The sequence below is a fragment of the Novosphingobium sp. fls2-241-R2A-195 genome, assembly GCF_030209485.1.
In the GTDB taxonomy this organism is placed as follows: domain Bacteria; phylum Pseudomonadota; class Alphaproteobacteria; order Sphingomonadales; family Sphingomonadaceae; genus Novosphingobium; species Novosphingobium resinovorum.
Genome location: NZ_JARVRY010000022.1, coordinates 53,787 through 80,347, shown reverse-complemented (window position 1 = coordinate 80,347; position 26,561 = coordinate 53,787). Strand labels below are relative to the sequence as shown.

Here is a 26,561-nt window from a genome sequence, read left to right as displayed (position 1 = left end):
CCAGGGCAGCATTACACCGCTCTTGATTGCTTCGCTGCGCTCGCAATGACGTTTGGTGGAAAAACCCCACCTCAAGGACCTATCCCCTCGGCTCGAACACCGACCATCCCGTGCGGTGGACAAGCTGTTCCAGCGCCAGTTGTCCGAGGTGCGAGTTGCCCGCTTCGTTCAGCCCCGGCGACCACACCGCAATGCTGGCGATCCCCGGAGCCACCGACAAGATGCCACCCCCGACCCCCGACTTGCCCGGCAGGCCGATGCGATAGGCGAAGTCGCCCGAATTGTCGTAGTGCCCGCAGGACATCATCAGCGCATTGATGCGCCGCGCCCGCCGGGCAGTGACCACCCGGTGCCCCTCCACACGCCCGTCCCCCATCAGGAAGCGTCCCGCCATTGCCAGCTGCCGACAGCTCATCGCCAGCGCGCAGAAGTGGAAATAGGTGCCCAGCACCAGTTCCACGTCGCCATGGATGTTCCCGAAGGCGCGCATGTAATTGGCCAGCGCCATGTTGCGAAAGCCGGTCTCCTGCTCGGCGCGGGCGACCGTCTCGTCTATGTGGATCGTATCGTCGTCGCCCGCCAGTTCGCGCACGAAACGCAGCATCTGCCCGATCGCCTCGCGCGGCTGCAACCGGCCAAGGAGCACATCGCACACCACGATAGCCCCGGCGTTGATGAAGGGATTGCGCGGGATCCCGTGCTCGGTTTCCAGCTGCACGATGGAGTTGAACGCCGACCCCGAAGGCTCACGCCCCACCCGGTTCCACAACTGGTCCCCCACCGCGCCCAGCGCCAGCGTCAGCGCGAAGACCTTGGAGATCGACTGGATCGAGAACGCCTCGTCCGCATCGCCTGCGGCGTGAACCGTGCCGTCGGCCATGACCACGGCGATGCCGAACTTGTCGGCCGGAACCGACGCGAGCGGCGGAATATAGGAGGCGACGGTGCCGCGCTCGGCAATGCCGCGCATTTCCTCGGCGATATCGGCGACGATTTCAGCAAGGTCGGACGCCATTACAACTCCCGTCGTCCCGGACTTGATCCGGGACCGCTGGCCGTGAACGACCCACCTCGCACCGCGCGCGGCCGCCTCTCACCTAAAGACAGCCACCGGTCCCGGATCAAGTCCGGGACGACGCCTCATTCGCAGCCAGCGGTTACCTCGCCAGCGCCGCCTTCACCGCCGCGATGGCGTCCGCCGCCTTGTCACCGTCGGGCCCGCCGCCCTGCGCCATGTCGGCGCGGCCGCCGCCGCCCTTGCCGCCGAGCGCCTCGACGCCCTTGCGCACGAGTTCCACGGCGCTGACGGTGCCGGTGAGGTCTTCGGTCACGGCAGCGGCGATGCTCGCCTTGCCCTCGTTCACCGCGACGATCGCCGCCACGCCCGAACCCAGGCGCTGCTTGGCCTGATCGAGCAGCCCGCGCAATTCCTTGGGATCGAGACCTTCGAGCACCTGCCCGGAGAACTTCACGCCGCCTACGTCCTCGTCAGCCGCCTCGGCCTTCGCGCCGCCACCGCCGAGGGCAAGCGCCTTCTTCGCCTCGGCCAGTTCGCGCTCCAGCTTGCGGCGTTCGTCGAGCAGCGCGGCGACGCGGGCTTCCACGTCCTCCGGCGTCGTGCGCAGCAGGCTGGCGGCGTTCTTCAGCGCATCCTCGCGGCCGACCAGCCACTGGCGCGCGCCCTCGCCGGTCATCGCCTCGATACGGCGCACACCCGAGGACACCGCGCTTTCCGACACGATGCGGAACACACCGATGTCGCCGGTGGCGCGCACGTGGGTGCCGCCGCAAAGCTCGACCGAATACGTCCGGTCGCCGGAATGGCGGCCCATCGAGAGTACGCGGACTTCGTCGCCGTACTTCTCGCCGAACAGCGCCATGGCGCCCGCCTCGATGGCATCGTCCGGCGTCATCAGGCGGGTGAGCACCTGCTCGTTGGCGCGGACTTCGGCATTCACCTCGGCCTCAATCGCGGCGATGTCCTCTTCGGTCAGCGCCTTGGGGTGCGAGAAGTCGAAGCGCAGACGGTCCGCGGCAACCAGCGAGCCCTTCTGCGTGACGTGATCGCCCAGACGGCCGCGCAGCGCCGCATGCAGCAGGTGTGTGGCCGAGTGGTTAGCGCGCACGGCATCGCGGCGCTCGACATCGACCGCCATGGCGACGGCATCGCCCACCTTGATCGGGCCCGCTTCGACCGTGCCGCTCATCGCGTGCAGGCGGCCGAGCGGCTTGGCGGTGTCGGTCACGGTGATCTTGAGGCCGTTCGCGCCGGAGATCGAGCCGCGATCGCCTTCCTGACCACCCGATTCGCCGTAGAACGGGGTCTGGTTGGTGAGCACGACGACCGCGTCGCCCGCGCTCGCCGACTGAACTTCCTTGCCGTCCTTCACCAGCGCCACGACCTGGCCTTCGCCGGTAGTCGAGGTGTAGCCGGTGAATTCGCTGGCGCCTTCGCGCTCGGCGATGTCGAACCACACTTCGCTGTCAGCAGCCTGGCCCGAACCCTTCCACGCGGCGCGCGCGGCGGCCTTCTGCTGCGCCATGGCGGCGTCGAAGCCCGCCTTGTCGACCGCGATGCCGCGCGAACGCAGGGCGTCTTCGGTCAGGTCATAGGGGAAGCCGAAAGTGTCGTAGAGCTTGAACGCGGTTTCGCCCGGAAGTTCGCCGCCCTCGCCCATGCCTGCGGTCGCCTCGTCGAGCAGCTTGATGCCGTTCGACAGGGTGCGGCGGAACTGTACTTCCTCGCGCTCCAGCGTCTCTTCGATCAGCGGCTGAGCCCGGCCGAGTTCGGGATAGGCCTGCCCCATCTCGGCGACCAGCGCAGGCACCAGACGGTGCATCAGCGGATCGCGCGCGCCCAGCAGGTGCGCATGGCGCATAGCGCGGCGCATGATGCGGCGCAGGACGTAGCCGCGGCCCTCGTTCGAAGGCAGCACGCCATCGGCCAGCAGGAAGCTGGTCGAGCGCAGGTGATCGGCGATCACGCGGTGGCTGGCGCGGCTGTCACCCTCGGCGGCAACGCCGGTCAGGCTTTCCGACGCGGCGATCAGCGCCTTGAAGGTGTCGATGTCGTAGTTGTCGTGCACGCCCTGCATGACGGCGGAGATACGCTCCAGCCCCATGCCGGTGTCGATCGAGGGCTTGGGCAGGTTGCCGACGATCTCGCCCGCAGACTGCTCGAACTGCATGAACACGAGATTCCAGATCTCGATGAAGCGGTCGCCGTCCTCTTCCGGCGATCCCGGAGGGCCGCCCCAGATGTGGTCGCCATGGTCGAAGAAGATTTCCGAGCACGGACCGCACGGGCCTTCGTCGCCCATCGCCCAGAAGTTGTCTTTCGTCGGGATGCGGATGATCTTCTGCTCGGGCAGACCGGCGATCTTCTTCCACAAGTCGAACGCCTCGTCGTCCGTGTGATAGACGGTGACCAGCAGCTTCTCGACCGGCAGGCCCCACTCCTTCGTCAGCAGCGTCCACGCATGGGTGATCGCCTGCTCCTTGAAGTAATCGCCGAACGAGAAATTGCCGAGCATCTCGAAGAACGTGTGGTGCCGCGCGGTGTAGCCGACGTTGTCGAGATCGTTGTGCTTGCCGCCCGCGCGCACGCACTTCTGCGACGAAGTGGCGCGCGGCGTGGCGCGGGTTTCGAGGCCGGTGAACACGTTCTTGAACGGCACCATGCCCGCATTGACGAACATCAGCGTCGGATCGTTGTAGGGAACGAGCGGCGCGGACTGCACGGCCTCATGACCATTGCTGGCGAAGTAGTCGAGGAAGGACCGGCGGATGTCGTTCGTAGTCTGCATGATTTGCGCCGATAATGGACACCGCGCGCGGCGGCAAGCGGGAGTCTGCGGTCAGACTGGTCGGGAATTGCGATGATACGCCGGTTTTTGCACCATAGTGGCGGGCGGGTTACGGAAGAAGAGAAGACAAAGCAGGGGAGCATAGCCTCCCTGCCCCCCGTTACCTGTCGTCGCCGCGCGTGCGGCAGTCTTGGGTACGCATTGCCTTCGTGGATCACGGTGCCGCGGGCTATTTCGACATGGAAGACAGCTTCGCCGCGGAAAGCGCATGACTGTGAACGATTCTCTGCGTGAGCACTGCAAGCGCTTCAGTCGTATATTCAGAGGATGTCCAAGATCGAACAATCCCTCGCCCTGCCCTTGCGGCGCCTGACCAATCCCATCCAACTGAGCATCGGCGCCGCCGTGACAGTAGCCGGTACCATCCTGGCCTTGGCTCACATCTGATTTCTTCCATCGTCCGTCATTGCGAGCGCAGCGAAGCAATCCAGGGCAGCACTACGCCGCCCTGGATTGCTTCGCTGCGCTCGCAATGACGAGGACTTTGCCCGACAGCCCAATGCCGCTGCAAGGCACAAGGCCGACAGTCCCGGGAGCGCGAGGGTGTTAACCCTCGCATTCATACTTCAATCTCTTCCCGAAACAAAAAACCCCGACATTCCTGCCGGGGTTCCTTGTCGGATCAGGCGTCGTCCTCGGAAGGTCCGACCATCATTTCCTCCGCCAGACCGTCGGTCTTGGTGCGGATCGCCTTCTCGAGACGATCGCAGACTTCGGGGTTGGTCTTGAGGTAAGTCTTGGCGTTTTCACGCCCCTGCCCGATGCGGATCGAATCGTAGCTGAACCATGCGCCCGACTTCTCGACGAGGCCGGCCTTGACGCCGAGGTCGAGGATTTCGCCGATCTTGGAGACGCCTTCGCCGTACATGATGTCGAATTCGACCTGCTTGAACGGCGGGGCGACCTTGTTCTTGACGATCTTGACGCGGGTGGCGTTGCCGACGACTTCGTCGCGGTCCTTGATCGCGCCGGTGCGGCGGATGTCGAGGCGGACCGAGGCGTAGAACTTAAGCGCGTTGCCGCCCGTGGTCGTTTCCGGGTTGCCGTACATCACGCCGATCTTCATGCGCAGCTGGTTGATGAAGATCACCATGCAGCGCGAGCGGCTGATCGAACCGGTCAGCTTGCGCAGCGACTGGCTCATCAGGCGGGCCTGCAGACCGACGTGGCTGTCGCCCATCTCGCCTTCGATTTCGGCGCGGGGGACGAGGGCGGCGACCGAGTCGACCACCAGCACGTCGATCGCGTTCGAGCGCACCAGCGTGTCGACGATTTCCAGCGCCTGCTCACCGGTGTCGGGCTGCGAGACGATCAGTTCGTCGATGTTGACGCCCAGCTTCTTGGCATAGACCGGGTCGAGCGCGTGTTCGGCGTCGATGAAGGCCGCGGTGCCGCCGGTCTTCTGCGCTTCGGCGATGCAGTGCAGCGCGAGCGTGGTCTTGCCCGAGCTTTCCGGACCGTAGATCTCGATCACGCGGCCGCGCGGCAGGCCGCCGACGCCGAGTGCGATATCCAGGCCCAGCGAGCCGGTGGAGATCGCTTCGACCTGCATGGTCTCCTTCGAGCCCAGCTTCATCGCGGAGCCCTTGCCGAACGCCTTGTCGATCTGTGCGAGCGCGGCTTCGAGCGCCTTCTGACGGTCCATGGAGTCCTTTTCCTTGCCTTCCTGGATCAGCTTGAGCTGAGCGGCCATATTACTTACCTCCTGCTACCTAGCTGACCGGAAAGGTCAACGTCACGAAGCGACCTGTACTCGCTTCGTTCCACTAGAACAAGACAGGAACTTCGGCAGATTTCCGTTTTTTAACGCGGGAATCAGCCCTTGGCGGTCTGCGCCAGAACTTCCCCGACTTTTTCGGAGAGCTGCTGGACCGAGAACGGCTTGGGCATGAACCAGGCGTTGGGGATGCCGATCTGCTTGCGCAGCTGCTCCTCCGCATAGCCCGACATGAACAGCACCGGCAGGTCGGGCGCGAAGCGGCGAATCTCGCGCGCCATGGCCGGACCGTCGAGCGTGGGCATGACGACGTCGGAGACGACGAGGTCGAACTGGCCGCCCTCCTCCACCAGTTCGAGGCCCTCTTCGCCGTCGCGCGCGCAGGTGACCTGGTAGCCCTGCCGGGTGAGCGCGCGTTCGGCGACGATGCGCACCGGGTCTTCGTCCTCGACCAGCAGGATCGAGCCGCCGCCCGCCCACTGCGTCGGCGGCGGCGTGGGGGCGACGATCGCCTTTTCAGGCAGGCTGCCGGGGGTCGCATGGTGGACCGGGAGATAGACGGTGAAGCGCGTGCCGCCGCCTTTGCCATTTTGGCCCACGTCGGTCTCGGCGAAGATGAAGCCGCCCGACTGCTTGACGATGCCGTAGACCGTCGAGAGGCCGAGGCCGGTGCCCTTGCCCTGCTCCTTGGTGGTGAAGAACGGCTCGAAGATCTTGCCGAGGATTTCGGGCGGGATGCCGCCGCCGGTATCCTCGACGATGAGCGCGGTGTACTCGCCCGCCGGGATGATCTCGGACCGCATCGCGCGCACGTCGGTGGTGGTGATGCGGCGGGTCGCGAGCGTCAGCTTGCCCGCACCGTCGCCGCGCGATTGCATGGCGTCGCGGGCGTTGACGCACAAGTTGACGATGACCTGCTCGAGCTGCGTCGGGTCGGCGCGGACGGGGCCGAGATCGCGGTCGTGAGTGACGGCAAGCTGGATTTTCTCGCCGATCAGGCGGCGCAGCATCTGCGAGACGTCGGCGACGACGTCGGGCACCTGGATTACCTCGGGCCGCAGGGTCTGCTGGCGCGAGAAGGCGAGCAACTGGCGGGTCAGCGAGGCGGCGCGGTTGGAGTTGGCGCGGATCTGCTGGATGTCGTCATAGTCCGAATCGCCCGGCGTATGGCGCATCAGCATGAGGTCGCAGGTGCCGAGAATGGCGGTGAGCACGTTGTTGAAATCGTGCGCAACGCCGCCCGCAAGCTGGCCCACCGCCTGCATCTTGGTGGCCTGTGCGACCTGACGCTTGAGGCGCATTTCCTCAGAGGTATCGGTAAGCCCGAGCAACACGGCGGCATCGCCAAGGCCGCGCACGCCCGCGAGGCTGAGCGAGACGGGATCATCCGGCTGACTGGTCAGACGGATTGCGAGGTCTCCCGCCGCCGCCGGGCCTTGCGCGAAGCGACGGATCGCTTCGGACAGCGCGCGCTTGTCATCCTTGACGACGAGGTCGGTCGGGTAGGTCGGCGGCTCCTGCCCTTCGTGGCCGGCCGCGCGCATGAAGGCGGGGTTGGCGAAGAGGAGGCGTCCGTCGCGGTCGGCCATGGCGAGGCCGAGCGGGAGCTGACTGAGCAGCGCCTCCAGATGCGGCGCGGATCCGGTGCCGCCGCCTCCGGTGCCGATGCCTTGCGAGGCCTCGACCACGAGCATCAGCGACGGGGTCGTGTTGGGATCGGCCTCGTCGGTACGGTCGGGGTCGGTGACGGGGACGTGATAAAGCACCAGCGCGCCGCCGCGCCCGCCATCGCGCGCCCAGCCGATCCGCTCGCCCTCCTCCTGGCCGAGCAGCGCGACGAAGTCGGCGCCGGTCATGTCGGCATGGGCATCACCGGTGGCGCGCAGGGCGAAACCGGCGCTCGCGGCGCGGATGGTGCCGTCGGGATCGACCAGCGCGGCGGCGATGCCTGCCTTGGAAAGGCCGCGTCCCAGCTTGCCATCAAGCTGCGCGACGAGTTCGCCGACCGGGTCGCTGGAGCCGATGGCGCCGATGCGCCAGACGAGGAAGTCGTCGCCCCGGCCGGTGCGGCGCACGTCTGCGCGCCAGTGGACGCCGTCCTCGTTGGCAATCTCGGCCGTGCCGTGACCGTCGCGCCAGGCGCGACGAGTGGCTTCGGCGAGGCGTTCGAGCGAGATCGGCAGAACCGGCAGGCTGGGCGGCGCGGCAGCGGGGCCGAACCAGTTCTCGAAACAGGAATTGGCGCAAGTCAGGCGCCCGGCACGGTCGGTGACGGCGATCGCCATGTCGGCGCGCTCGATCCCGGCGACGGTGACGGACCAGTCGGGCTGGGCGAACTCGACCTCGGCGGCCGGCGCGCGGCGGCGGGCAAGCGCCCATGCGCCTGCACCGAACACGAGGATCGCGGCAAGGAACGTCGCCATCAGCAGCACGTCGCCCGAGACGATCCAGATCAGCACGGCGCTCAGAAGCAGGGCTCCGACGACGACGAGGACGTCAGTGCGCAGTCCGGAGCGCTGTATGCCAGAGTTCATGCAGAGACTTCATTCATGCGGGGGTTTCCGTGGGGGTTTCGATGCGATCCCGTTTCGGCCGCAGGCGGCGAGCGCGGTGCTTGTGGCCGATCCACCAGCGCCAGAACCACAAGGTCAGGAAATAGCTGACGAAAGCGGCGATGACCGACTGGATGAACAGGCCGATCACCACGGCGGGCGCGGTATCGGAAAGCAGCCAGTGCCACCACTGCTGGAAACCCGCGCCTTCGCGCACCATCGCGTTCACCGTGGCGATGTCGGCGTGATAGCCGAAGCTGTTGCCGATCGAGACCGCGAGCGGGAGGATGATCAGCAGCGTCGTGAACGGATTGGAGATGAAGGTCACCGCCGCCGCGAGCGGGATGTTGCCGCGAAACGGCACGCACATCAGCGCCGCGCCGACGATCTGTACGCCCGGAATCAGCGCGAAGATGCCGATGAACATGCCCACCGCCATGCCGCGCGGGACCGAGCGGCGGGTGAAGCGGAACAGTTCCTGCCGCCTTGCGAAAGGCGCGGTGAAGCGATTCCCCTCAAGCTGGGCGTGAGTGGGCATCTGCCGGTGCAGCCACACGGACATGCGGTGGAGGATTGCGCTCATCCCGGCTCAGCCGTGATCGCGCATGATGCGGGCCTGGTCGCGCTTCCAGTCGCGGTCCTTGATCGTCTGGCGCTTGTCGGCGGCGTTCTTGCCCTTGGCGAGCGCCAGTTCGACTTTCGCGCGGCCCCGGCTGTTGAAGTAGATCGACAGCGGCACGAGCGTCATGCCCTTGCGCTCCACCGCGCCCTGCAGACGGGAGATTTCCCGCTCGTGCAGCAGCAGCTTGCGGGGGCGCTTGGGCGTATGGTTGAACCGGTTGCCGTGGCTGAATTCAGGCACGTTGGCGTTGACCAGCCAGCATTCGCCGCCGCGAATCTCGGCGAAGGATTCAGCGATCGAACCCTCGCCGAAACGGAGCGACTTCACTTCGGTGCCGGTGAGCGCGATGCCGGCCTCGAACTTGTCCTCGATATAATAGTCGAACCGTGCCTTGCGGTTTTCCGCAACGGTCTTGAACTTGTCGAATACGGAGTTTTGAGGGCGTGCCATGATCAGCCGCATGTAGGGACAAGACGGCGAAAAGAAAACGCCCCTTTGATCCGGTTCAGCGCGAGAAATCCTCCACGCGCCACGAAGCGGCCGAACCGGATGGACAGCCGCGCCCGCGAATGAACGGCGGTGTTAACGGATTGTCATCGCCTTCCGGATCAACCTTGCGTTGCAAACGCCCGGAATTGCGGGAATATCGCGTACAAATTCGGGGGAATTTCTCATATGCGCACAGTCCTGCGGGCGGCCGTTCCGACCGCCCTTCTCTTCCTGCAAGTGCTGCCGGCAGCTTCGGCGGCGACGGTCGAACCGCCACCGCTCGATGCCTATGGAGAACTGCCCCGCGTGGAGGATGCCGCCCTCTCGCCTGACGGCGGTTCCATCGCCAGCGTCGCCCAGTCCCAGGGCGAACGCCGGATCTTGGTTGTCACCCGGGACGGCAAGGTTCGCTTCAACGCCGCCAGCGGCACCAACAAGATACGGCGGATCGACTGGGCCGATGCCGACACCGTGCTCCTCACCAACAGCGCCACCGTGCCGCTGTTCGGCTTCACCGCCGACAAGGTGGAGATGAACGGCACCGTGCTGATCCCGCTCAAGGCGGGCAACGAGACCGGGCTGGTCTTCGGCAAGAACCGCGCGATCGTGAATGCCACGCGCGGCCGCTATGGCCTGCGCACCATCGGCGGGCGCACGGTAGGTTTCTTCGGCGGCATCGCACTCGACACCACCACCCGTGGCGAGCCGAGTTGGAAGCACGGGCGCACGACGCTCTACGCCGTCGACATCGCCACCAACAAACCGCGCGTGGTCGCTCCTCCAGCCTCGGAAAACCATTATCGCGACTGGCTCGTCGATGCCTTGGGCACGGTCTCGGTCACGCTCGACATCGCGGAGGAAAGCGGCCTGTGGACGATCGACACGCTGCGCGGAAAGGAACTGGTGCGCGGCGTCGACCCGACCGGCGACGTCAGCCTTGTCGCCTTCGGGCGCGGCGGGGCGAGCGTGATCTACCAGATCGAGGACAAGGACGGCGTCCAGCGCTGGTTCGAAGTGCCGCTCGCCGGGGGAACACCTCAGGAGTATCTGCCCGGCATCGCCATCGATCGCCTTTTCGTGGACCGCACCACCGGCATCCTCATCGGCTACCGCACGATGGAGGAAGTGCCGCGCACGGTCATGGACGATCCTGTGCAGCAGCACGCCATCACCCGCATCTTCAAAGCCTTCGCGGGCAGGCAGGTTGACCTGATCGACTGGACGCCGGGCTTCTCCAAGGTCCTGCTGCGCACCAGCGGCAACCAGGACAGCGGCACCTGGTATCTCGTCGACGTCGCGCAGCGCCGGGCCGATCCGGTCGGCGACGAAAGGCCAAGCATCGCTCCCGAGCAGGTCGGACCGATCTCGGCCATCGACTACAAGGCGCAGGACGGGCTGGAGATGGACGGCATCCTCACGCTGCCACCGGGACGCGAGGCCAAGGGCCTGCCGCTCGTCGTGCTGCCCCACGGCGGCCCGGCCGCCTACGACAAGCCTGCGTTCGACTGGTGGGCGCAGGCTTTCGCCTCGCGCGGGTATGCCGTGTTCCAGCCCAACTTCCGGGGCTCGACCGGACGCGGAGACGCCTTTCGCCATGCCGGTGACGGCGAGTGGGGCCGCAAGATGCAGACCGATATTTCAGACGGCCTCGCCGAACTGGCCGGGCGCGGCATCGTCGATCCGAAGCGGGCCTGCATCGTCGGCGCGAGCTACGGCGGCTATGCCGCACTGGCCGGGGTGACGATCCAGCAGGGGCTCTACAAGTGCGCGGTCTCGGTGGCGGGCGTCGCCGACATCAAGCTGATGTACGACACCGATCTTCGCGAAAGCGGGGGATCCAAGATGCTGGGCCGTTCACTGGTCGAGCAACTCGGCGACCGCAAGGGCTTCGACGCCGCATCGCCGCGCCGCTTCGCCGCACGGGCCGATGCGCCTGTGCTGCTGATCCACGGCAAGGACGATACGGTCGTCCCCTATCGCCAGAGCCTGGTCATGGCCGATGCGCTGAAGGATGCCGGTAAGCCCTACGAACTGGTCACGCTGGCAGGCGAGGACCACTGGCTCTCGCGCGAGGAAACCCGCAAGCAGATGCTGGCAGCGGCGATGCGCTTCGTGCAGCAGCATAATCCCGCGGAGTAAGCCGGAAAGGCGCGGCGCCCCGGACTTGTGCCGGGGCGCCGCGGAAGCCTTACACCAGTCCGGCGTGGACCAGCGCTTCGTCCACCGACTTCATCGCCGCTTCGCCGCACGTTACCAGCGGCAGGCGCAGTTCGTTCTCGATCCAGTCGTGGACTTGCGCCAGCGCGTACTTGCACGGCCCCGGCGAGCTGTCCTCGAACATGGCGTAGTGCAGCGGGTAGAGGCGGTCGTTCAACTCGCGCGCCTTCTCGAGGTCGTTGGCGGCGCAGGCGGCCTGGAATTCGGCGCACAAGGCAGGCGCGACGTTGGCGGTCACCGAAATGCAGCCGACGCCGCCCGCCGCATTGAACGGCAGGGCCAGTTCGTCATCGCCGCAAAGCTGCACGAAGTCCTTGCCGATGCCCATGCGGTGGTCGGTCACGCGGCTGAGGTCGCCGCTGGCGTCCTTGATGGCGATGAAGCGGCCGGGGAAGCGGCGGGCGAGTTCGCAGACGGTCTCGGGCAACAGGTCGGTGACGGTGCGGCCGGGCACGTTGTAAAGCACGATCGGCAGATCGTTGTTCTCGGCAAGATAGCTGAAGTGCGCCAGCAGGCCCGCCTGGCTCGGGCGGTTGTAGTAAGGCGCGACCAGCAGCGCGGCGGCCGCGCCGCACTTCTTCGAGAAGTTCATGTGCAGCAGCGCGTTCATCGTGTCGTTGCTGCCGCAGCCGGCGATGATCGGCACGCGGCCCGCCGCCTGCTCGATGCAGACTTCGATGACGCGGTGGTGTTCGGCGTTGGACAGCGTCGAGTTCTCACCCGTGGTGCCGCAGGGGACGAGCGCCGAGGAGCCCGATTCGATCTGCCAGTCGACGAGGCGGCGGAAAGCCTGTTCGTCGAACGCCCCGTCGCGAAACGGTGTGACAAGCGCGGGAATCGAGCCGGAGAACATGGACTTTACCTCTTAGCGATGCTCAATGATCGCTCAGCCGGGGAACAACCCCGCTTGCCGAACGTCACGTTCAGCGCCTGATAAGGAGCCTCTTGAGAAAATGTCCAGCATGTTGCGCGCCCCCCACCTGCTGCTGAGCATTTCTTTCACCGTTTTTGCCGTTCCCGCACTCGCCCAGTCAACGTCGCCCTACGGGACGCCGGACGGCCGCGAATGGGATGCGGCAAGGGCGCAGTCGATGCAGACGCACGACATGAACGTCCACCAGTCGATCGACCAGTGGAAGCTGCTGAGCGCCAACGACCGCATGGGCTTCGCCGCCTATACCTCGTTCCTGCTGACCTATCCGGGCTATCCGCAGCAGGACAAGATCAGGGGCTATGCCGAAAAGGCGCTGCTGACCGAATCGCCCTCGGCCCAGGCGGTGATCGGCTACTTCGACCGCTTCGCCCCGATCGGCAGCCGCGCGGCGGGCCGCTATGCCGTGGCGCTATCGACGATGCGCCGCGCGGATGCCGCGACCAATGCCGTCGCCGCCTGGCGCATGGGGGCGCTGATCGATTCGGACGAGGCCGCCCTCCTCGGGCTTTATCGAGGCCAGTTCACCGCCGCCGATCACGACGCGCGCATGGATGCGCTGCTGTGGCAGGGCGAAACCGCGCAGGCCGAGCGGCAGATTTCCTTCGTCTCCGCCGCGCGCCGCTCCGAGTTCATGGAGCGACTGACGCTGCTGCAAGGCTCGGCCCCGGGCACGCTGGGGATGAGCCTGCCCTCCGGCATCGCGTCCGACCCCGGCTATATCTACAACCGCGCGGTACAGGCGCGCCGTTCGGGCAACAGCGCGGGTGCGGTGAGCCTGCTCGCCAATCGCCCGCCGCTGTCGCGCCCGGTAGCCCAGCCCGAGCAGTGGGTGCGCGAACTGCTCACCGCCGCGAAAGCCGCCGACGCATCGAGCGCGGTGCGCATCGCCGCCTCGATCGACGACGCCTTCGCCCCCGGCACGGACGTCAGCCGCCAGTCCTTCCGCGTGCGCGACGACTACACCACGCTGATGTGGCTGGGCGGCACCAAGGCACTGTGGAGCCTCTCCAGCCCCCGTCAGGCCGCACCGCTGTTCTACCGCTACGGCGCCGCCGCGCAGACGCCGGGCACGCGCTCCAAGGGCTTCTACTGGGCTGGCCGCGCCGCCGCGATGGGCGGCGACACGGCGGGCGCCAACCGCTACTTCGAGATGGCGGCGCAGTATCCGCAGTACTTCTACGGCCAGCTTTCGCTCGAACGGCTGAGCCGCCCGATCCCCAACCTCGACACCCGGCCGAGCGCGGTGCCGAGCATGGCCCAGCGCACCTCGTTCGCCTCGCTGCCGATCACGCGGGCGGTGCGCGACGTCGCCCGCGACGCCGACTGGCGCACCGGCGTGCAGTTCTACCGCGAGATATCCAACCAGGCGCAGACCGCCGAGGATTACGTGCTCGTCGCCGATCTGGCGCGTGAGATCGGCCGCCGCGACCTCGCCGTCATCATGGGCCAGAGCGCGCATGCGGGCGGGTTCGACCAGTTCGGCAAGATTTCGTTCCCGCTGGTGCCCACCCCGCAGGGCACCGACTGGACGATGGTCCACGCCCTCGCCCGGCAGGAGAGCCAGTTCGCCCAGAACGCGCTCAGCCACGCGGGCGCACGCGGGTTGATGCAGCTGATGCCCGGCACCGCGCGCGAGCAGGCGGGCAAGATGGGCCTCGCCTATGACGAAGGCGCGCTGATCAGCGATCCCAGCTACAACATCCTGCTGGGCGACGCCTACTTCCGCCGCGTGAAGGACTACTTCGGCGGCGCCCTGCCGCTGGCCATTGCCGCCTACAACGCCGGTCCCGGCAACGTGAACAAGTGGCTGCGCGCCAACGGCGATCCGCGCACCGGCTCCGTCGAGTGGCTCGACTGGCTGGAGCAGATCCCGATCTACGAGACCAAGAACTACGTCCAGCGCGTGCTGGAGAACGCCGTGGTCTACGAGACGATGTATCCGGAGAAGTCGGACTACAACGGCGCCAACAAGCTCTCGCGGCTAATGCCGGGCAAGCGCGCGCCGGGCTGATCGCCGCGCCCGCCCGGTGATGTACCTCGAACATCTGCTGCTGGCGCTGGCGGTGCAGGTCCTCGTCGCCCGCCTGACCGGCAACTGGTGGACCGGCGCGGCGCTCGCAAGCGCCTATTTCATCGGGCGCGAGGCGGCGCAGGCAGAGTATCGCTGGATCGAGCAGTTCGGCCACGGCCTGCGCACGAACATGCCGTGGTGGGGGCCGTTCGATTTGCGCGTCTGGCCCAAGCTGGACCAGTGGATCGACTGGATCGGCCCGCTCGTCGGCACCTGCGCGCTGGCATGGTTGATGACGCGCAAACGCCGCTTCTAATCGGGCGCCGCTCGCCCTATCAGCGGCGACATGAAACCCGCCGGTCCTCCCATCTCTCCCACTGGCATGGCCGCCTTGCGCGCCCGCTACGACCACCTGCTCGGCAAGGAGCGCCCCGAGATCGTGGAGATCGTATCGTGGGCGGCGGGCAACGGCGACCGCTCCGAGAACGGCGACTATCTCTACGGCCGCAAGCGTATGCGCGAGATCGACCGCGAACTGGCCTTCCTCGCCCGCCGCATGAAGGCGCTGCGCGTCGTCGATCCCGCCGACCAGACCGAGCGCGGCAAGGTGTTCTTCGGCGCCACCGTCGAACTCGCCGACGAGGACGACGAGCGCCTGACCATCACCATCGTCGGCGACGACGAACAGGACGCCTCCACCGGCCGCATCGGCTGGAGCGCCCCGATCGCCCGCGCCCTGCGCGGCGCAGGCGTGGGCGACTTGCGCATCGTGCGCCTCCCGTCCGGCGAGAAGGAGTGGGAGATCATGGCGGTAAGCTACCCATGATGGAGTTGAGCGTCGAAGCGATCGGCTTCCTCATCGCCATCGCCTTTCTTGCGGGCGGGGTCGACGCGCTGGCGGGCGGCGGCGGGCTGCTGACGATCCCGGCGCTGATGGCAGCGGGCATACCGCCCGTCTCTGCGCTGGCGACCAACAAGCTGCAGAGCACCATCGGCACGTCCTCCGCCTTCCTGACCTTCCACCGCGCCGGGCATGTCGACCTCAAGGCCTTCGCCTTTCCGGCGCTCGGCGCCTTCGTCGGCTCGGTAGCGGGCGGAACTGCGGTGCAGTTCGTCGATCCCAAGTTCCTCGCCGCCTTCGTGCCGGTGCTGCTGATCGCGATGGGGCTCTACTTCCTGCTCGCCCCGCCGATGAGCGAGGTCGATCGCCACGCCCGCGTCGGCCGCTTAGGGCTGACGCTAATCACCACCGGCATCGGTTTCTACGACGGCTTCTTCGGCCCCGGCACCGGCTCGTTCCTGACGACGGCGCTGGTGGCGCTGGGCGGGCTTGGCCTCGTGCGCGCGATCGCCAATACCAAGTTCCTGAACCTGTCCACCAACGTCGCCGGGCTGCTGGCGATGATCGCGGGCGGCAAGGTACTGTGGCTGCTGGGGGCGGGCATGGCGGCGGCGAACGTCGCGGGCAACCAGGTCGGTGCGCGCCTCGCGATCCGCTACGGCGGCAAGGGCGTCCGGCCTCTGCTCGTCGTCATGTCCTTCGCGCTGACGGTGAAGCTGCTCTCCGACCCGAAGAACCCGCTGTGGAGCCTGTTCTGAAAGGCATGGCCCGCTCGAAACTCTTGATCGCGCTGGCGGCGCCACTGCTCGCCGTCGGCTGCGATGGCGCACCGGCAGGCACGCCTTCCGACACAGCGGCGGCTGACGTACGGCAACTCGGTGCGCCCATCGTCCAGACGGGGTTCGTCACCGACGCTGCAGGGGTGTTGGACGACGCCGCAGAGCAACGCCTCACCGCCCGCCTGCACGCTCTTGAGCAGGTCACGCATCATCAGATGGTGATCGTCACCACGCCGTCGTTGGGCGGCGAGGATATTCTCTTCTACACTGTCGATCTCGCCCGGCGCTGGGGCATCGGCCGCAAGGGACACAATGACGGCGTAGTCGTGCTGGTTGCACCGAACGAACGCAAGGTACGCATATCCGTAGGCTACGGCCTTGAAAGCACCCTGACGGACCCGCGCTGCAAGGAAATCATCGAGCAGGATATGTTGCCCACCTTCAAGCAAGGCGACTTTGCCGGTGGACTCGAACGGGGCGTGGACAGCCTTGTAGCCCTGCTGCGCTGAGCATGTCGCATGACCCCATTTCATGCGATGAGGCGCGAGTGACATTTCTCCGCATCCTGTCTGCAACGGCAGCCATTACCTGCCTGGCCCTCGCCCCCTCGGCACAGGCCCGTGAAAGCCTCGGCCTCTACGGGACCTGGGGCGCCTTTCGCGATCCGCTCGTCCCGCGCTGCTACGCCATCGCCAAGGCCGAGCCGAGCGCGAAGCGGCGGGACTACGAGCCTTATGCGGCGATCGGCACGTGGCCGAGGCGCGGAGCGCGGGGGCAGGTGCATTTCCGGCTGTCGCGCAAGCTCGCGCAGAATGCGGTGATCACCCTTCGCGTGGGTGACCGGCGCCTGCAACTGACCGGCGGTGGCGGCGACGCATGGCCGCGCAGCGATGCCGACAACGCCGCGATCACCGCCGCCATGCGCTCGGCCCGCTCGATGACCATCGGTTCGCGCGACAACCGGGGGCTGCCTTTCGGCGATACGTATGTCCTGCCAGGGGCCGCTTCCGCCATGGATGCCGCGCTGATCGGCTGCGCCCGACTCAGATAGAAGAAGGGCGGAGCCACGGCCCCGCCCTTCCCTCGCCATGAGGCCGTGAAGCCTTAGAAGCGCACGCCCACGCCCGCCATGACCTGATGACGGTCGAGGTCGAGGCCGAAGCGCTGGCTGTCGGGGATTTCGTTCGTGTAGTCGATCTCGCCCTTGCTGTAGTTCGAATAGCGGTACTCGAGCTTGGCGAAGACGTTGTTCGTCACCGCCTGCTCGACGCCCGCGCCGATGCGCCAGCCGTCGGCATCGATGTCGCGGTTGGTCTCGACCGTGCCGAAGGTGCTGCGCACGTCGAACTTGGCGTTGGTGTAGCCGCCCTTGGCGTAGATCATCGTCTTCGGGCTGATGACGTAGCCGACACGGGCACCGACGTAGAGATCGCGGTTGGTCTTGACGTTGCCGATGCCGAAGCCCTCGAAGTCGCCGTCATCGAACTTGGTCTTGGCGGTCGACCAGGTCACTTCCGCTTCCGGACCAAACACCAGGTTGCCCGAGCGGAAGTCGTAGCCCGCACCGACGCCGTAAGTGAAGCCGTCGATCGACTGGTCGTTGTCCGCGTTGGCGTCGTCGTCGATGCTGCTGCCCGCCTTGGTGATGTCGTAGCCGCCAAGCGCCTCGACGTGGAACTGCGAGAACGGATCGACCGGGGCGACGTCCTGCGCGAAGGCCGGGGCGGCCGAAGCCATCGCGGTTCCTGCGGCGAGGCAAACAAGGATCTTCTTCATAAACGGTACTCCAAAAAACCAACCCGTGAGGCGGGGTATTCCCGCTTGCCCATCGAGGTTCCATCGAGCGGATCGTTCCGCCTTGGACTGGTCAAAAGCGCACCGGCCCTCCCGAGTTTCCTGAACCTAACACAACGAAAACGTTGATGTTTTTTGGTCACACTCCGTCGATGGGCCGGGCCGGAGACGCGATGTGTGACGGGAACCCTACGAAGCGCCCGCCGTTCGCGCGGGCACGCATCTTCCGTTTGCAGGGCAAATGCACTATATGCCCGCCGATCATGTCAGAGCAGCACATCTCCACCGCAGCGGTCTCGACCGCCGCCGGCCTCACGCCGATCCCGGGCAACGTCGACCCGATGACCGTGGCGCGTCCCTCCCTGGTGGACGGCGTGACCCCGCGCGAAGACGGGCGCATCGACCTCATCGGCCTGCCCAAGAAGCGCATCGCCGAATTGTTCGAAGGCGCCGGGCTGGACGTGAAGGCCGCCAAGCTGCGCGCCAAGCAGGTCTACCACTGGCTCTACCACCGCGGCGTGACCGAGTTCGAGGCGATGACCGACATCGCCAAGACCATGCGCCCCTGGCTGGCCGAACGCTTCGTCATCGGCCGCCCGGAGATCGTCGAGGCGCAGCACTCCAGCGACGGCACCCGCAAGTGGCTGCTGCGCACGGCGGACGCGCACGACTTCGAGATGGTGTTCATCCCCGACGCCGATCGCGGGACGCTCTGTGTCTCCTCGCAGGTCGGCTGCACGCTCAACTGCCGCTTCTGCCACACCGGCACCATGCGCCTCGTGCGCAACCTGACCGTGGGCGAGATCGTCGGCCAGGTCATGCTGGCGCGCGATTCGCTCGGTGAATGGCCCAAGAACGCCGAAGACAGCCGCCGCCTCGCCGCATTGATGGACGACATCGGTGACGATGATGACGAGGAAGGCGGCTACCACCCCAGCGGCCGCCTGCTGACCAACATCGTGATGATGGGCATGGGCGAGCCGCTCTACAACTTCGACAACGTGCGCGATGCGCTCAAGCTGGTGATGGACGGTGACGGCCTCGCCCTGTCGAAGCGCCGCATCACCCTCTCCACCTCGGGCGTGATCCCGCAGATGGAACGCTGCGGTGAGGAGATCGGCGTGAACCTTGCCGTCTCGCTTCACGCGGTGACCAAGGAAGTGCGCGACGAGATCGTGCCGGTGAACAAGAAGTACGGCATCGAGCAGCTGCTGCAGGCCTGCGCCGACTATCCGCGCGCCAGCAACGCGCGGCGCATCACCTTCGAATACGTGATGCTCAAGGACAAGAACGACAGCGACGACGACGCGCGCGAACTGGTCCGCCTGCTCAAGCACTACAAGCTGCCCGCCAAGGTGAACCTGATCCCGTTCAACCCCTGGCCCGGCGCCCCTTACGAATGCTCGACGCCCGAGCGCATCCGTTCGTTCTCGGAGATCGTGTTCCAGGGCGGCATTTCCGCTCCGATCCGCACGCCGCGCGGGCGCGACATCGATGCGGCTTGCGGCCAGCTCAAGACGGCGGCGGAAAAGAAGAGCCGCGCCGAGATCGACCGCCTGCTGGCGGAGAAGGAAGCGGCGCTGCTGGGCTGAACGGTCGTGCCCCGCGTGCCGGGGCTTCGACAGGCTCAGCCTGAGCGGAAATCATAACCATTCGTCATTGCGAGCGTAGCGAAGCAATCCAGCGCAGTCTTGAGCCGCCCTGGATTGCTTCGCTACGCTCGCAATGACGAATGGTACTTACCCAAACCCCGCTCGTCCTGAGCTTGTCGAAGGACTGTGCGCGAGGTTGCGGCCGCCCCCTTACCCGGTCAACGCCGCGACCAGTTCCTTGACCTTCTTCTGCCGCCATTGCGGCGTCGGCGCTACCAGCCAGTAGCCCCGGCGGCTCGGCGTCGGCTCGCCCACTTCGGCATCGCGCCCGGCAACGCCCGCCGCCAGCAGTGCTGGAATCCGGGCGCGCCCGACACCCGCCAGCGCGGCGGCGATCGCCTGCCCGGCATCGCTCACCAGAACCGGCGGCTTGGCTTCCTCGCCTTCGCCATCGGGCTCCGGATCTCCGGGCCAGCCGATCCAGTCGCCCGAGCCGACCTCGACCCATTCGGCCGCCCCCAGCGCCACGCCTTCGAGGTCGCCCGGCCCATCCGTCCAGCGCACCGCAAGGTCGAGGTTCGCCTCGGTGAAATCCGTCATCTCGCCATCGACCAGCACGTATCGCACTTGCGGATTCGCAGCGCGAAATGCGGCAAGGCGCGGCGCCAACCAGGCGGCGAAGAACTCGCGCGGGCAGGCGATGGTGTAGACGTGGCTCGACTGCCCCGCCTGCATCGCCTGCACGGCGTCCTCGAAATGGAGGAACCCGCTGCGCAGAGCGGCAAGGCCGGCGCCCGCCTCTTCGGTCAATTCGAGCCCCTTGCTGGTGCGGCGGAACAGCACCACGCCGAGCAGATCCTCGAGCGCGCGGATCTGCTGGCCGACGGCGGCGGGCGTCACCGCCAGTTCGTCGGCGGCGCGGGTGAACGAGAGATGGCGTGCCGCTGCGTCGAAGACGCGCAGGGCGTTGAGGGGCAGGTGCGTACGCTTCATGACGCTTCCCTAAGCGCCACGGTCGCGCGGGGCAATATCAGCCTGCGGTCGCGGGCGCAGCAAGCGGGAAGAAGGGGATGCTGGCGCGGAATTCGGTGCCGTCATCGCGGCGGAAGGTGTAATACCCCTCCATCGAACCCTGCGGCGTCGAAAGCGGGCATCCCGACACGTAGTCGTGACTGCGGCCCGGTTCGAGCAACGGCTGTTCGCCGACGACGCCCTCACCCTCGACCACATCGACTTTGCCGTTGGCATCGGTGATGCGCCAGTGACGGGTCATCAGTTGCAGCGTGTGGTCGGTCTCGTTCTCGATCCGGATGTGATACACCCAGAACCATTTACCCGCCTCGATACGCGATTGCTCGGGCAGGAAATTGACGGCCACACGCACGGTGAGGCCGTCGGTGATCGCGGAGTGCTGGAACAGTTCCTTCATGACACGGGCAACCTAACCACGATTCTTTCAGGCTACAACCGTGTAGAAGTGAGCAGGTTCCGGCAATCTGCTCCGCTATCGGACTTTGGCTCCCCGAGTAGGATTCGAACCTACGGCCATTCGATTAACAGTCGAATGCTCTACCGCTGAGCTATCGGGGAACGGCCTGCCAGCGTCGGGGGCTGGCAGGCTAAACTGGCAGTCGCTCTTCAACGCGACCGCGTCGGCGCTACTTTAAAGACCCACGGCCTTCAAAGCCTGATCCATGTCTTCCTTGAGGTCTTCGATGTCCTCGAGGCCGACATTGATGCGCAGCATGCCTTCGCCGATACCCATCGCCTCGCGGCCTTCCGGCCCCATGTTGTGGTGCGTGGTCGAGGCCGGGTGGCACATCAGCGAACGCGAGTCGCCGATGTTGTTCGAGATGTCGATGAGCTTGAGCGCATCGAGCAACCCGTGTGCCTGTTCGCGGCCGCCGTCGAGCACGAAGGAGAAGATCGGCCCGCAGGCGTCCATCTGCTTCATCGCCAGCGCCTGCGCCGGGTGGCTGTCGAGCCAGGGGTGCAGGATCGTGGGCACGCGATCTTCCATGAACTTGCCGAGAGCCAGCGCGTTCTCGCTCTGCTTCTTGGCGCGCAGGTCCAGCGTCTCGAGGCCCTTGAGCACGACCCAGGCGTTGAAGGGCGAGAGGTTCGGCCCGGTGTTGCGCTGGAACGGCAGCAGCACGTCGTTGATGAACTGTTCCGATCCGCAGACGGCGCCAGCAAGAACACGGCCCTGCCCGTCCATCAGCTTGGTCGCGGAGTAGGCGACGACATCGATGCCGAACTCCAGCGGCCGCTGCAGCGCCGGCGAGCAGAAGGCGTTGTCGACGACCGTAGTGATGCCATGGGCCTTAGCAATCTCAGCGATCGCGGCGAGGTCGGCGACGCCCATGGTCGGGTTCGCCGGGGTCTCGAAGAAAAAGACCTTGGTGTTGGGGCGGATCGCCGCTTCCCACTGCGCGGTGTCACCGGCGTCCACCAGCGTCACGTCCACGCCGAAGCGCGGCAGCAGGTGGTCACCCAGCCAGCGGCACGAACCGAAGGCGGCGCGCGCGCTCACCATGTGGTCGCCCGCCGAAAGCTGGCACAGCAGCGCGGCGGTCATCGCCGCCATGCCGGTGGCCTGGGTGCGGCACGCCTCGGCGCCTTCGAGGAGAGCAATGCGCTCCTCCAGCATCGCCACCGTCGGGTTCTGCAGGCGCGAGTAGGTCATGCCTTCCTCGTCGCCCTGGAAGCGGGCGGCGACCGTGGCGGCATCGTCGTAGCTGTAACCCGAAGTCAGGAACAGCGCTTCGCTGGTCTCGCCCATTTCCGAACGCCAGGTGCCTCCGCGGATGGCGCGGGTTGCGGGGCGCCAGTTCTGGGTCTGGCTGCGGTCCTGTCCGGTGGTGCGTTTCATGGCGCAAGCCTCTAAGGGCGCGCGCGAGTCTGTGCAAGCGCGCTTGCCCAAACCCGTGCCCCTCTTTATCCGCGCATCCGATGCCACTCTCCCGTCAAAATCGCGATCCGCTCGGCTGGTGCCTTCTCATCGTCGCGGCGTTCCAGGCGCTGGTGCTGTGGCGGCTGACGATCCCCTCGCGCTACTACTTCGACGAGGTTCACTACGTCCCCGCCGCGCTCAAGCTGCTGGAGCTGATCCCCGCCAACCGCGAACATCCGCTGTTCGCCAAGGAAGTGATCGCCGGCTTCATCCACCTGCTGGGCGACAAGCCGCTGGCGTGGCGCCTCGGCCCGGCACTATTCGGCGGACTCGGCCTGTTCGCCTTTGCGCGGCTGGTCTGGCACGTGACGCAGCTGCGCCGCGCGGCGGTGCTGGCGACGGCGCTGCTGGCCACCAACTTCATGTGGTTCGTGCAAAGCCGCATCGCCATGCTCGACATGATCGCCGCAGGCATGTGCATGGTGGGCCTGTGGCAGTTCGCCGCCGCCTGGCGGGCGAAGCGCACCGGCATCGCGCGCCTGCACCTGATCCTGAGCGGCCTGGCCCTCGGCCTGTCGCTGGGCGCGAAGTGGAGCGGTGCTCCGGCACTGGCGATGCCCGGCCTTGCCTTCCTGGCCATGCGCATCGCGGATACCGGGCCGGTCTTCATCGGCAAGCGCGGGGCCGGGCCGATCAAGGGCGTGAGCCTGCTCGAAGCCGCGCTGTGGCTCGGCCTGTTTCCGATCGCGGTCTACTGGGCGACGTTCATCCCGGCGATGTTCTACCCGCACCATACCCTCTCGCCCTGGGGCTTCGTCCAACAGCACGAACTGATGGTACGCCTGCAGGATAGCGTGAAGAAGCCGCACCCCTACAAGACGTACTGGTATCAGTGGATCGTCGACTGGCGGGGCATCTGGTATCTGTTCCAGAACGTCGACGGCGCGCACCGCGGCGTGGTGATGATCGGCAATCCGATGGCGATGATCGCGGGCCTCCTCGCGTTCTTCTGGAGTGTGTGGGCCGCCCTCTTCCGCGGCCGCCGGGACGTGCTGTTCTTCGCGGTGCTCTATTTCGTGTGCGTGGGCATGTGGGCGGTGAACGGCAAGCCGGTGCAGTTCTACTACCACTACCTGCTGCCGGGCGCGTTCCTGATGGCGCTGCTGGCGCTCGGCCTCGACGCCTTGTGGGACCGGCGCGACCGTTGGCGGCTGGTGGCGCGGTGGGTCTTCGGCCTGTCGCTGGCGCTGTTCGTGGTGTTCTACCCGATCATCTCGGGCTGGCCGCTGCCGTTCAAGGACGCCTACAACGTGTGGATGTGGCTGCCTAGCTGGCGGTAAGCCGCGTGCGCAGCCGCAGGAACCCTGCCGCCGCCACCGCGCCGATCCCCGCGAGCGCCATGTCCTTTTGCGGGTCCCACGGATCGCCCTGCTGCCCGTTGTAGGCGAGCGCGTCGGGCCCGGCCATGAACACGGTCAACAGCCACTCGAAGATTTCATAGATCGCGCTGCCCGCCAGCACGAACTCGACCGCGATGTAAGTCGCCAGCGAAAGCGAGAGCTTGCGGTGCCGTGCCAGCCAGGCCGAGATGGGATGGACCCAGCAGGCCCCGAAGCTGAAATGGACGAGCCGATCCCACGAATTGCGCTGCAGTCCCAGTGTCACAGTGGGCGACGGCAGACCGACGGCCCTCGCCCAATCCTCATAGGGAACGAAGGAATAGATGTAGCGACCGCCCAGCGTGTGCAGCCACAGGAACAGGCAGGCGCAGGCTACCGCGCTCGTCGGCATCGGCCAGCGCCGCAGCGCCAGCCACAACCCCGCGACGATCACCAGCGTCGGCAGGTTCTGCAGCGGCGCGAGGCTCGGGTACGGCGAATCAATGAGGCTGACGAGCGCCCATAGCGCCGTCAGCCCCAGCAGAACCGCTTGCGTGCGGTTCGGGATCAGTACTTGCCCCAGACGAACTTCGACGAGAGCGCGAAGTTGAACACCGAGGCCAGCAGCACGCCGGTGATCACCGCCAGCACATCGTGGATGCCGATGGTCTTGAGCACGGCGGCCGAACCGATGTTCGTGAGCAGGCCCAGCGAGCAGGTCAGCGCGAACTGTGCCCAGCCGCGCATCAGCGGTGCGAAGCCGCGCAGGCGCTTGTCCGAATAGGTCAGTTCGTTGTTGAGCACGAAGTTGAACGTCATCGCCACCAGCGCGGCGATCGTGTTCGCAATGTTGAAGGTCGTGCTCTCGGACCAGTTGCCGTAGACGAAACGCTCGCCGAAGACGACGTGGAGCATCGTCCACAGCACCGCCAGCTGCACCACCACGCCCATGGCGCCCACGGTGCCGAACAGCGCGAAACGGGTCGGGATGATCCGGCCCAGCCATTTGTCGTAAAGGCCCACGAGGAATTCGAACACGACGGTCTGGTCCAGCTTGCTTTCGCCTTCTGCTCGCGCGGCGAAGTTGAGGGGGAATTCCTTGACGCGCAGCGGGGTGTCCACCGTGGCCAGGATGTCGAGCAGGATCTTGAAGCCGACGCCCGACAAGCGGTGCGCGTCGGCGCGCAGGGTCTGGGTGCGCAGCATGAAGAAGCCGCTCATCGGGTCGGTCAGCTCCACTCCGGTCACCTTGTTGGCGATGCGGTTGGCGAAGCCCGATGCCTTGACGCGGTCGGGGCGGCCCCATGCCTCGGTGCTGGCGCCCTCGGCGAAGCGCGAGGCATAGGCGAGGTCGTACTCGCCCGAGGCGACGGCCTTGAGCATGCCCGGCAGCAGCGCGGGATCGTGCTGGTGGTCGGCGTCCATCACCGCGACGACAGGGGCGGCGGTCGAGCACATCCCCTCGATGGCGGCGCTGGCAAGGCCGCGGCGGCCGATGCGCTGGATGCAGCGCACGCGCGGATCGGACAGCGACAGGCGGCGCGCCTCGTCCGAGGTGCCGTCGGGGCTGTTATCGTCGACGTAGATGGCTTCCCACGCGATTCCGGCGAGCGCCTTGTCGAGTCGCTCGATCATCGTCGCGATGTTCTTGCGCTCGTTGTAGGTCGGCAGGACCACCGCCAGTTCCAGCGGCTTCGCCTGCGGCGAAACTGCGCGAACGGCGGCTTCGGAAGCCTGCGCGAGATCGGTCGTGGAAATGTTCATGCGCCCTGTTTTTAGGTTGTAAACGTCAAGAAACGATTATTGCGTAGCGGCGCAACCTTTACAGGCGCGCAAGCACCGCGTCACCGATTTCCTTCGTGCCGGCCGAGCCGCCGAGGTCGCCGCCCTTGATACCGTCCGCGAGCGCGGCCGCAACGGCGGCTTCGATGCGGGCCGCTTCAGCTTCGAGACCGAAGGAGTGGCGCAGCAGCATGGCGGCGGAAAGGATCGTCGCCATTGGATTAGCCAGGCCCTTGCCCGCGATGTCCGGGGCCGAACCGTGGATCGGCTCGTAGAGGCCGAAGGTGCCTTCCGCGAGACTGGCCGATGCGAGCAGGCCGATCGAGCCGACGCACATGCTGGCCTGATCGCTCAGGATGTCGCCGAACAGGTTGCCGGTGACGATCACATCGAAGGCGCCGGGGTTCTTCACCAGCTGCATCGCCGCGTTGTCGACATACATGTGAGTCAGTTCGACATCCGGGTACTCGGCCGAAACCTCGATCACCACGTCGCGCCACAGCTGAGAGGTTTCCAGCACGTTGGCCTTGTCCACCGAGCACAGCTTCTTCGAGCGACCCTGCGCGGCCTTGAAACCGGCGTGGGCGATGCGTCGCACTTCGTCCTCGGCGTAGGACATCATGTCCCAGCCCTGACGGCGGCCGTCTTCCAGCGTGCGGGTGCCCTTCTCGCCGAAATACACGTCGCCGTTGAGTTCGCGCACGATCAGCAGGTCGATCTTGCCGGCAACTTCCGGGCGCAGGGTGGAGAGGTCCTCGAGGCCCTTGAACACCGTCGCGGGACGCAGGTTGGCGAAGAGGCCCAGTTCCTTGCGCAGGCCCAGCACCGCCTGCTCGGGGCGCAGCGCGCGCTCCAGGTGGTCGAGCGAAAAGTCGCCCACTGCGCCGAACAGGATCGCGTCGGAAGACCGCGCGATCTCCAGCGTCGCGGCGGGCAGCGGGTGGCCGTGCTTGCGATAAGCCGCGCCGCCGACGTCGCCCTCGACCAGCTCAAGACCGTCGATCTGCAGCGCTTCGAGCACGCGGACTGCCTCGGCAGTCACTTCGGGACCGATCCCGTCTCCGGCAAATACAGCGATGCGCATAGTCGTTTC

General features: G+C 66.6%; 23 protein-coding genes and 1 tRNA gene. 9 read left to right on the top strand and 15 right to left on the bottom strand.

All coding sequences use genetic code 11. From position 1 onward, the window contains the following. Positions 1 to 79: 79 nt before the first annotated feature. The 6 genes from QRN25_RS16505 to smpB form a co-directional block, all read right to left on the bottom strand. The gene (locus QRN25_RS16505; protein ID WP_285020317.1) at positions 80 to 1,015 is read right to left on the bottom strand and encodes a glutaminase; all 936 of its coding nucleotides are present in this window, start codon (positions 1,013 to 1,015) and stop codon (positions 80 to 82) included. Positions 1,016 to 1,157: 142 nt separating this feature from the next. Then, positions 1,158 to 3,806: an alanine--tRNA ligase gene (gene alaS, locus QRN25_RS16500; RefSeq protein ID WP_285020316.1), complete on the bottom strand. Its 2,649-nt coding sequence runs from the start codon at positions 3,804 to 3,806 to the stop codon at positions 1,158 to 1,160. Between the two features lie 682 nt (positions 3,807 to 4,488). Further along, positions 4,489 to 5,559: a recombinase RecA gene (recA, locus tag QRN25_RS16495; protein WP_008831281.1), complete on the bottom strand. Its 1,071-nt coding sequence runs from the start codon at positions 5,557 to 5,559 to the stop codon at positions 4,489 to 4,491. Positions 5,560 to 5,681: 122 nt separating this feature from the next. Next, entirely contained in the window at positions 5,682 to 8,117 is a 2,436-nt protein-coding gene (locus QRN25_RS16490) for a hybrid sensor histidine kinase/response regulator (protein WP_285020315.1), read from the bottom strand. Positions 8,118 to 8,130: 13 nt separating this feature from the next. Further along, positions 8,131 to 8,718: a DUF2062 domain-containing protein gene (locus tag QRN25_RS16485; RefSeq protein WP_008831279.1), complete on the bottom strand. Its 588-nt coding sequence runs from the start codon at positions 8,716 to 8,718 to the stop codon at positions 8,131 to 8,133. Between the two features lie 6 nt (positions 8,719 to 8,724). Continuing rightward, a complete protein-coding gene (smpB, locus tag QRN25_RS16480) occupies positions 8,725 to 9,207 on the bottom strand; it encodes an SsrA-binding protein SmpB (RefSeq protein WP_008831278.1) in 483 nt (160 codons plus the stop codon). A 225-nt stretch (positions 9,208 to 9,432) separates the two neighbouring features. Here smpB and QRN25_RS16475 point away from each other — a divergent pair, with 225 nt between their 5' ends. Beyond that, positions 9,433 to 11,385, top strand: coding sequence for an alpha/beta hydrolase family protein (locus QRN25_RS16475; protein ID WP_285020314.1), 1,953 nt, complete (start codon positions 9,433 to 9,435; stop codon positions 11,383 to 11,385). A 49-nt stretch (positions 11,386 to 11,434) separates the two neighbouring features. Here the strand turns inward: QRN25_RS16475 and dapA are convergent, their stop codons facing one another. Continuing rightward, positions 11,435 to 12,316, bottom strand: coding sequence for a 4-hydroxy-tetrahydrodipicolinate synthase (dapA, locus tag QRN25_RS16470; RefSeq protein WP_008831276.1), 882 nt, complete (start codon positions 12,314 to 12,316; stop codon positions 11,435 to 11,437). A 100-nt stretch (positions 12,317 to 12,416) separates the two neighbouring features. Here dapA and QRN25_RS16465 point away from each other — a divergent pair, with 100 nt between their 5' ends. From QRN25_RS16465 to QRN25_RS16440, 6 genes are read left to right on the top strand one after another with little or no spacing between them, the layout of a single operon-like run. Continuing rightward, a complete protein-coding gene (locus QRN25_RS16465) occupies positions 12,417 to 14,408 on the top strand; it encodes a lytic transglycosylase domain-containing protein (protein WP_285020312.1) in 1,992 nt (663 codons plus the stop codon). Between the two features lie 19 nt (positions 14,409 to 14,427). Further along, a complete protein-coding gene (locus tag QRN25_RS16460; protein WP_285020311.1) occupies positions 14,428 to 14,724 on the top strand; it encodes a hypothetical protein in 297 nt (98 codons plus the stop codon). A 30-nt stretch (positions 14,725 to 14,754) separates the two neighbouring features. Then, positions 14,755 to 15,234, top strand: a complete 480-nt coding sequence (gene greB, locus QRN25_RS16455; RefSeq protein ID WP_036523799.1) for a transcription elongation factor GreB — start codon at positions 14,755 to 14,757, stop codon at positions 15,232 to 15,234. After that, the gene (locus QRN25_RS16450; RefSeq protein WP_248005939.1) at positions 15,231 to 16,007 is read left to right on the top strand and encodes a TSUP family transporter; all 777 of its coding nucleotides are present in this window, start codon (positions 15,231 to 15,233) and stop codon (positions 16,005 to 16,007) included. The genes greB and QRN25_RS16450 overlap by 4 nt, the downstream gene beginning before the upstream one ends. Then, entirely contained in the window at positions 15,992 to 16,537 is a 546-nt protein-coding gene (locus QRN25_RS16445; RefSeq protein ID WP_285020310.1) for a TPM domain-containing protein, read from the top strand. The genes QRN25_RS16450 and QRN25_RS16445 overlap by 16 nt, the downstream gene beginning before the upstream one ends. A gap of 38 nt (positions 16,538 to 16,575) precedes the next feature. Further along, the gene (locus tag QRN25_RS16440; RefSeq protein WP_285020308.1) at positions 16,576 to 17,079 is read left to right on the top strand and encodes a hypothetical protein; all 504 of its coding nucleotides are present in this window, start codon (positions 16,576 to 16,578) and stop codon (positions 17,077 to 17,079) included. Positions 17,080 to 17,132: 53 nt separating this feature from the next. Here the strand turns inward: QRN25_RS16440 and QRN25_RS16435 are convergent, their stop codons facing one another. Beyond that, a complete protein-coding gene (locus QRN25_RS16435; RefSeq protein ID WP_285020307.1) occupies positions 17,133 to 17,804 on the bottom strand; it encodes an outer membrane protein in 672 nt (223 codons plus the stop codon). Positions 17,805 to 18,085: 281 nt separating this feature from the next. Here QRN25_RS16435 and rlmN point away from each other — a divergent pair, with 281 nt between their 5' ends. Next, a complete protein-coding gene (gene rlmN, locus QRN25_RS16430) occupies positions 18,086 to 19,414 on the top strand; it encodes a 23S rRNA (adenine(2503)-C(2))-methyltransferase RlmN (protein ID WP_285020305.1) in 1,329 nt (442 codons plus the stop codon). Positions 19,415 to 19,624: 210 nt separating this feature from the next. Here the strand turns inward: rlmN and QRN25_RS16425 are convergent, their stop codons facing one another. The 4 genes from QRN25_RS16425 to QRN25_RS16410 form a co-directional block, all read right to left on the bottom strand. After that, a complete protein-coding gene (locus tag QRN25_RS16425; RefSeq protein WP_285020303.1) occupies positions 19,625 to 20,407 on the bottom strand; it encodes a LysR family transcriptional regulator in 783 nt (260 codons plus the stop codon). 37 nt (positions 20,408 to 20,444) lie between these two features. Beyond that, entirely contained in the window at positions 20,445 to 20,843 is a 399-nt protein-coding gene (apaG, locus tag QRN25_RS16420) for a Co2+/Mg2+ efflux facilitator ApaG/CorD (RefSeq protein WP_008831267.1), read from the bottom strand. Positions 20,844 to 20,929: 86 nt separating this feature from the next. Beyond that, positions 20,930 to 21,004, bottom strand: a tRNA-Asn gene (locus QRN25_RS16415). A gap of 73 nt (positions 21,005 to 21,077) precedes the next feature. Further along, complete coding sequence (locus QRN25_RS16410; protein WP_285020300.1) at positions 21,078 to 22,286, bottom strand: trans-sulfuration enzyme family protein; 1,209 nt, start codon at positions 22,284 to 22,286, stop codon at positions 21,078 to 21,080. An 80-nt stretch (positions 22,287 to 22,366) separates the two neighbouring features. Between QRN25_RS16410 and QRN25_RS16405 the strand changes: the two genes are divergently transcribed. Then, positions 22,367 to 23,647, top strand: coding sequence for a phospholipid carrier-dependent glycosyltransferase (locus tag QRN25_RS16405; RefSeq protein WP_285020299.1), 1,281 nt, complete (start codon positions 22,367 to 22,369; stop codon positions 23,645 to 23,647). Here the strand turns inward: QRN25_RS16405 and QRN25_RS16400 are convergent. The 3 genes from QRN25_RS16400 to leuB are packed head-to-tail and all read right to left on the bottom strand — an operon-like array spanning position 23,634 to position 26,552. Further along, positions 23,634 to 24,227: a DUF2238 domain-containing protein gene (locus QRN25_RS16400; RefSeq protein WP_502910473.1), complete on the bottom strand. Its 594-nt coding sequence runs from the start codon at positions 24,225 to 24,227 to the stop codon at positions 23,634 to 23,636. The two genes, QRN25_RS16405 and QRN25_RS16400, sit on opposite strands and share 14 nt — an antisense overlap. A 26-nt stretch (positions 24,228 to 24,253) precedes the next feature. Continuing rightward, the gene (locus QRN25_RS16395; protein ID WP_008832550.1) at positions 24,254 to 25,450 is read right to left on the bottom strand and encodes a glycosyltransferase; all 1,197 of its coding nucleotides are present in this window, start codon (positions 25,448 to 25,450) and stop codon (positions 24,254 to 24,256) included. Positions 25,451 to 25,508: 58 nt separating this feature from the next. After that, entirely contained in the window at positions 25,509 to 26,552 is a 1,044-nt protein-coding gene (gene leuB, locus QRN25_RS16390; RefSeq protein WP_285020296.1) for a 3-isopropylmalate dehydrogenase, read from the bottom strand. Positions 26,553 to 26,561: the final 9 nt, after the last annotated feature.

Excerpts from the sequence above, each read along its gene's own strand:
- QRN25_RS16395 (WP_008832550.1), bottom strand. The coding sequence starts at position 25,450 with ATGAACATTTCCACGACCGATCTCGCGCAGGCTTCCGAAGCCGCCGTT.
- QRN25_RS16460 (WP_285020311.1), top strand. The coding sequence starts at position 14,428 with ATGTACCTCGAACATCTGCTGCTGGCGCTGGCGGTGCAGGTCCTCGTC.
- apaG (WP_008831267.1), bottom strand. The coding sequence starts at position 20,843 with ATGAAGGAACTGTTCCAGCACTCCGCGATCACCGACGGCCTCACCGTG.
- QRN25_RS16435 (WP_285020307.1), bottom strand. The coding sequence starts at position 17,804 with ATGAAGAAGATCCTTGTTTGCCTCGCCGCAGGAACCGCGATGGCTTCG.
- alaS (WP_285020316.1), bottom strand. The coding sequence starts at position 3,806 with ATGCAGACTACGAACGACATCCGCCGGTCCTTCCTCGACTACTTCGCC.
- recA (WP_008831281.1), bottom strand. The coding sequence starts at position 5,559 with ATGGCCGCTCAGCTCAAGCTGATCCAGGAAGGCAAGGAAAAGGACTCC.
- QRN25_RS16505 (WP_285020317.1), bottom strand. The coding sequence starts at position 1,015 with ATGGCGTCCGACCTTGCTGAAATCGTCGCCGATATCGCCGAGGAAATG.
- rlmN (WP_285020305.1), top strand. The coding sequence starts at position 18,086 with ATGTCAGAGCAGCACATCTCCACCGCAGCGGTCTCGACCGCCGCCGGC.
- QRN25_RS16490 (WP_285020315.1), bottom strand. The coding sequence starts at position 8,117 with ATGAACTCTGGCATACAGCGCTCCGGACTGCGCACTGACGTCCTCGTC.
- QRN25_RS16450 (WP_248005939.1), top strand. The coding sequence starts at position 15,231 with ATGATGGAGTTGAGCGTCGAAGCGATCGGCTTCCTCATCGCCATCGCC.
- QRN25_RS16475 (WP_285020314.1), top strand. The coding sequence starts at position 9,433 with ATGCGCACAGTCCTGCGGGCGGCCGTTCCGACCGCCCTTCTCTTCCTG.
- QRN25_RS16465 (WP_285020312.1), top strand. The coding sequence starts at position 12,417 with ATGTCCAGCATGTTGCGCGCCCCCCACCTGCTGCTGAGCATTTCTTTC.
- greB (WP_036523799.1), top strand. The coding sequence starts at position 14,755 with ATGAAACCCGCCGGTCCTCCCATCTCTCCCACTGGCATGGCCGCCTTG.
- QRN25_RS16425 (WP_285020303.1), bottom strand. The coding sequence starts at position 20,407 with ATGAAGCGTACGCACCTGCCCCTCAACGCCCTGCGCGTCTTCGACGCA.
- dapA (WP_008831276.1), bottom strand. The coding sequence starts at position 12,316 with ATGTTCTCCGGCTCGATTCCCGCGCTTGTCACACCGTTTCGCGACGGG.
- QRN25_RS16485 (WP_008831279.1), bottom strand. The coding sequence starts at position 8,718 with ATGAGCGCAATCCTCCACCGCATGTCCGTGTGGCTGCACCGGCAGATG.
- QRN25_RS16410 (WP_285020300.1), bottom strand. The coding sequence starts at position 22,286 with ATGAAACGCACCACCGGACAGGACCGCAGCCAGACCCAGAACTGGCGC.
- smpB (WP_008831278.1), bottom strand. The coding sequence starts at position 9,207 with ATGGCACGCCCTCAAAACTCCGTATTCGACAAGTTCAAGACCGTTGCG.
- QRN25_RS16405 (WP_285020299.1), top strand. The coding sequence starts at position 22,367 with ATGCCACTCTCCCGTCAAAATCGCGATCCGCTCGGCTGGTGCCTTCTC.
- leuB (WP_285020296.1), bottom strand. The coding sequence starts at position 26,552 with ATGCGCATCGCTGTATTTGCCGGAGACGGGATCGGTCCCGAAGTGACT.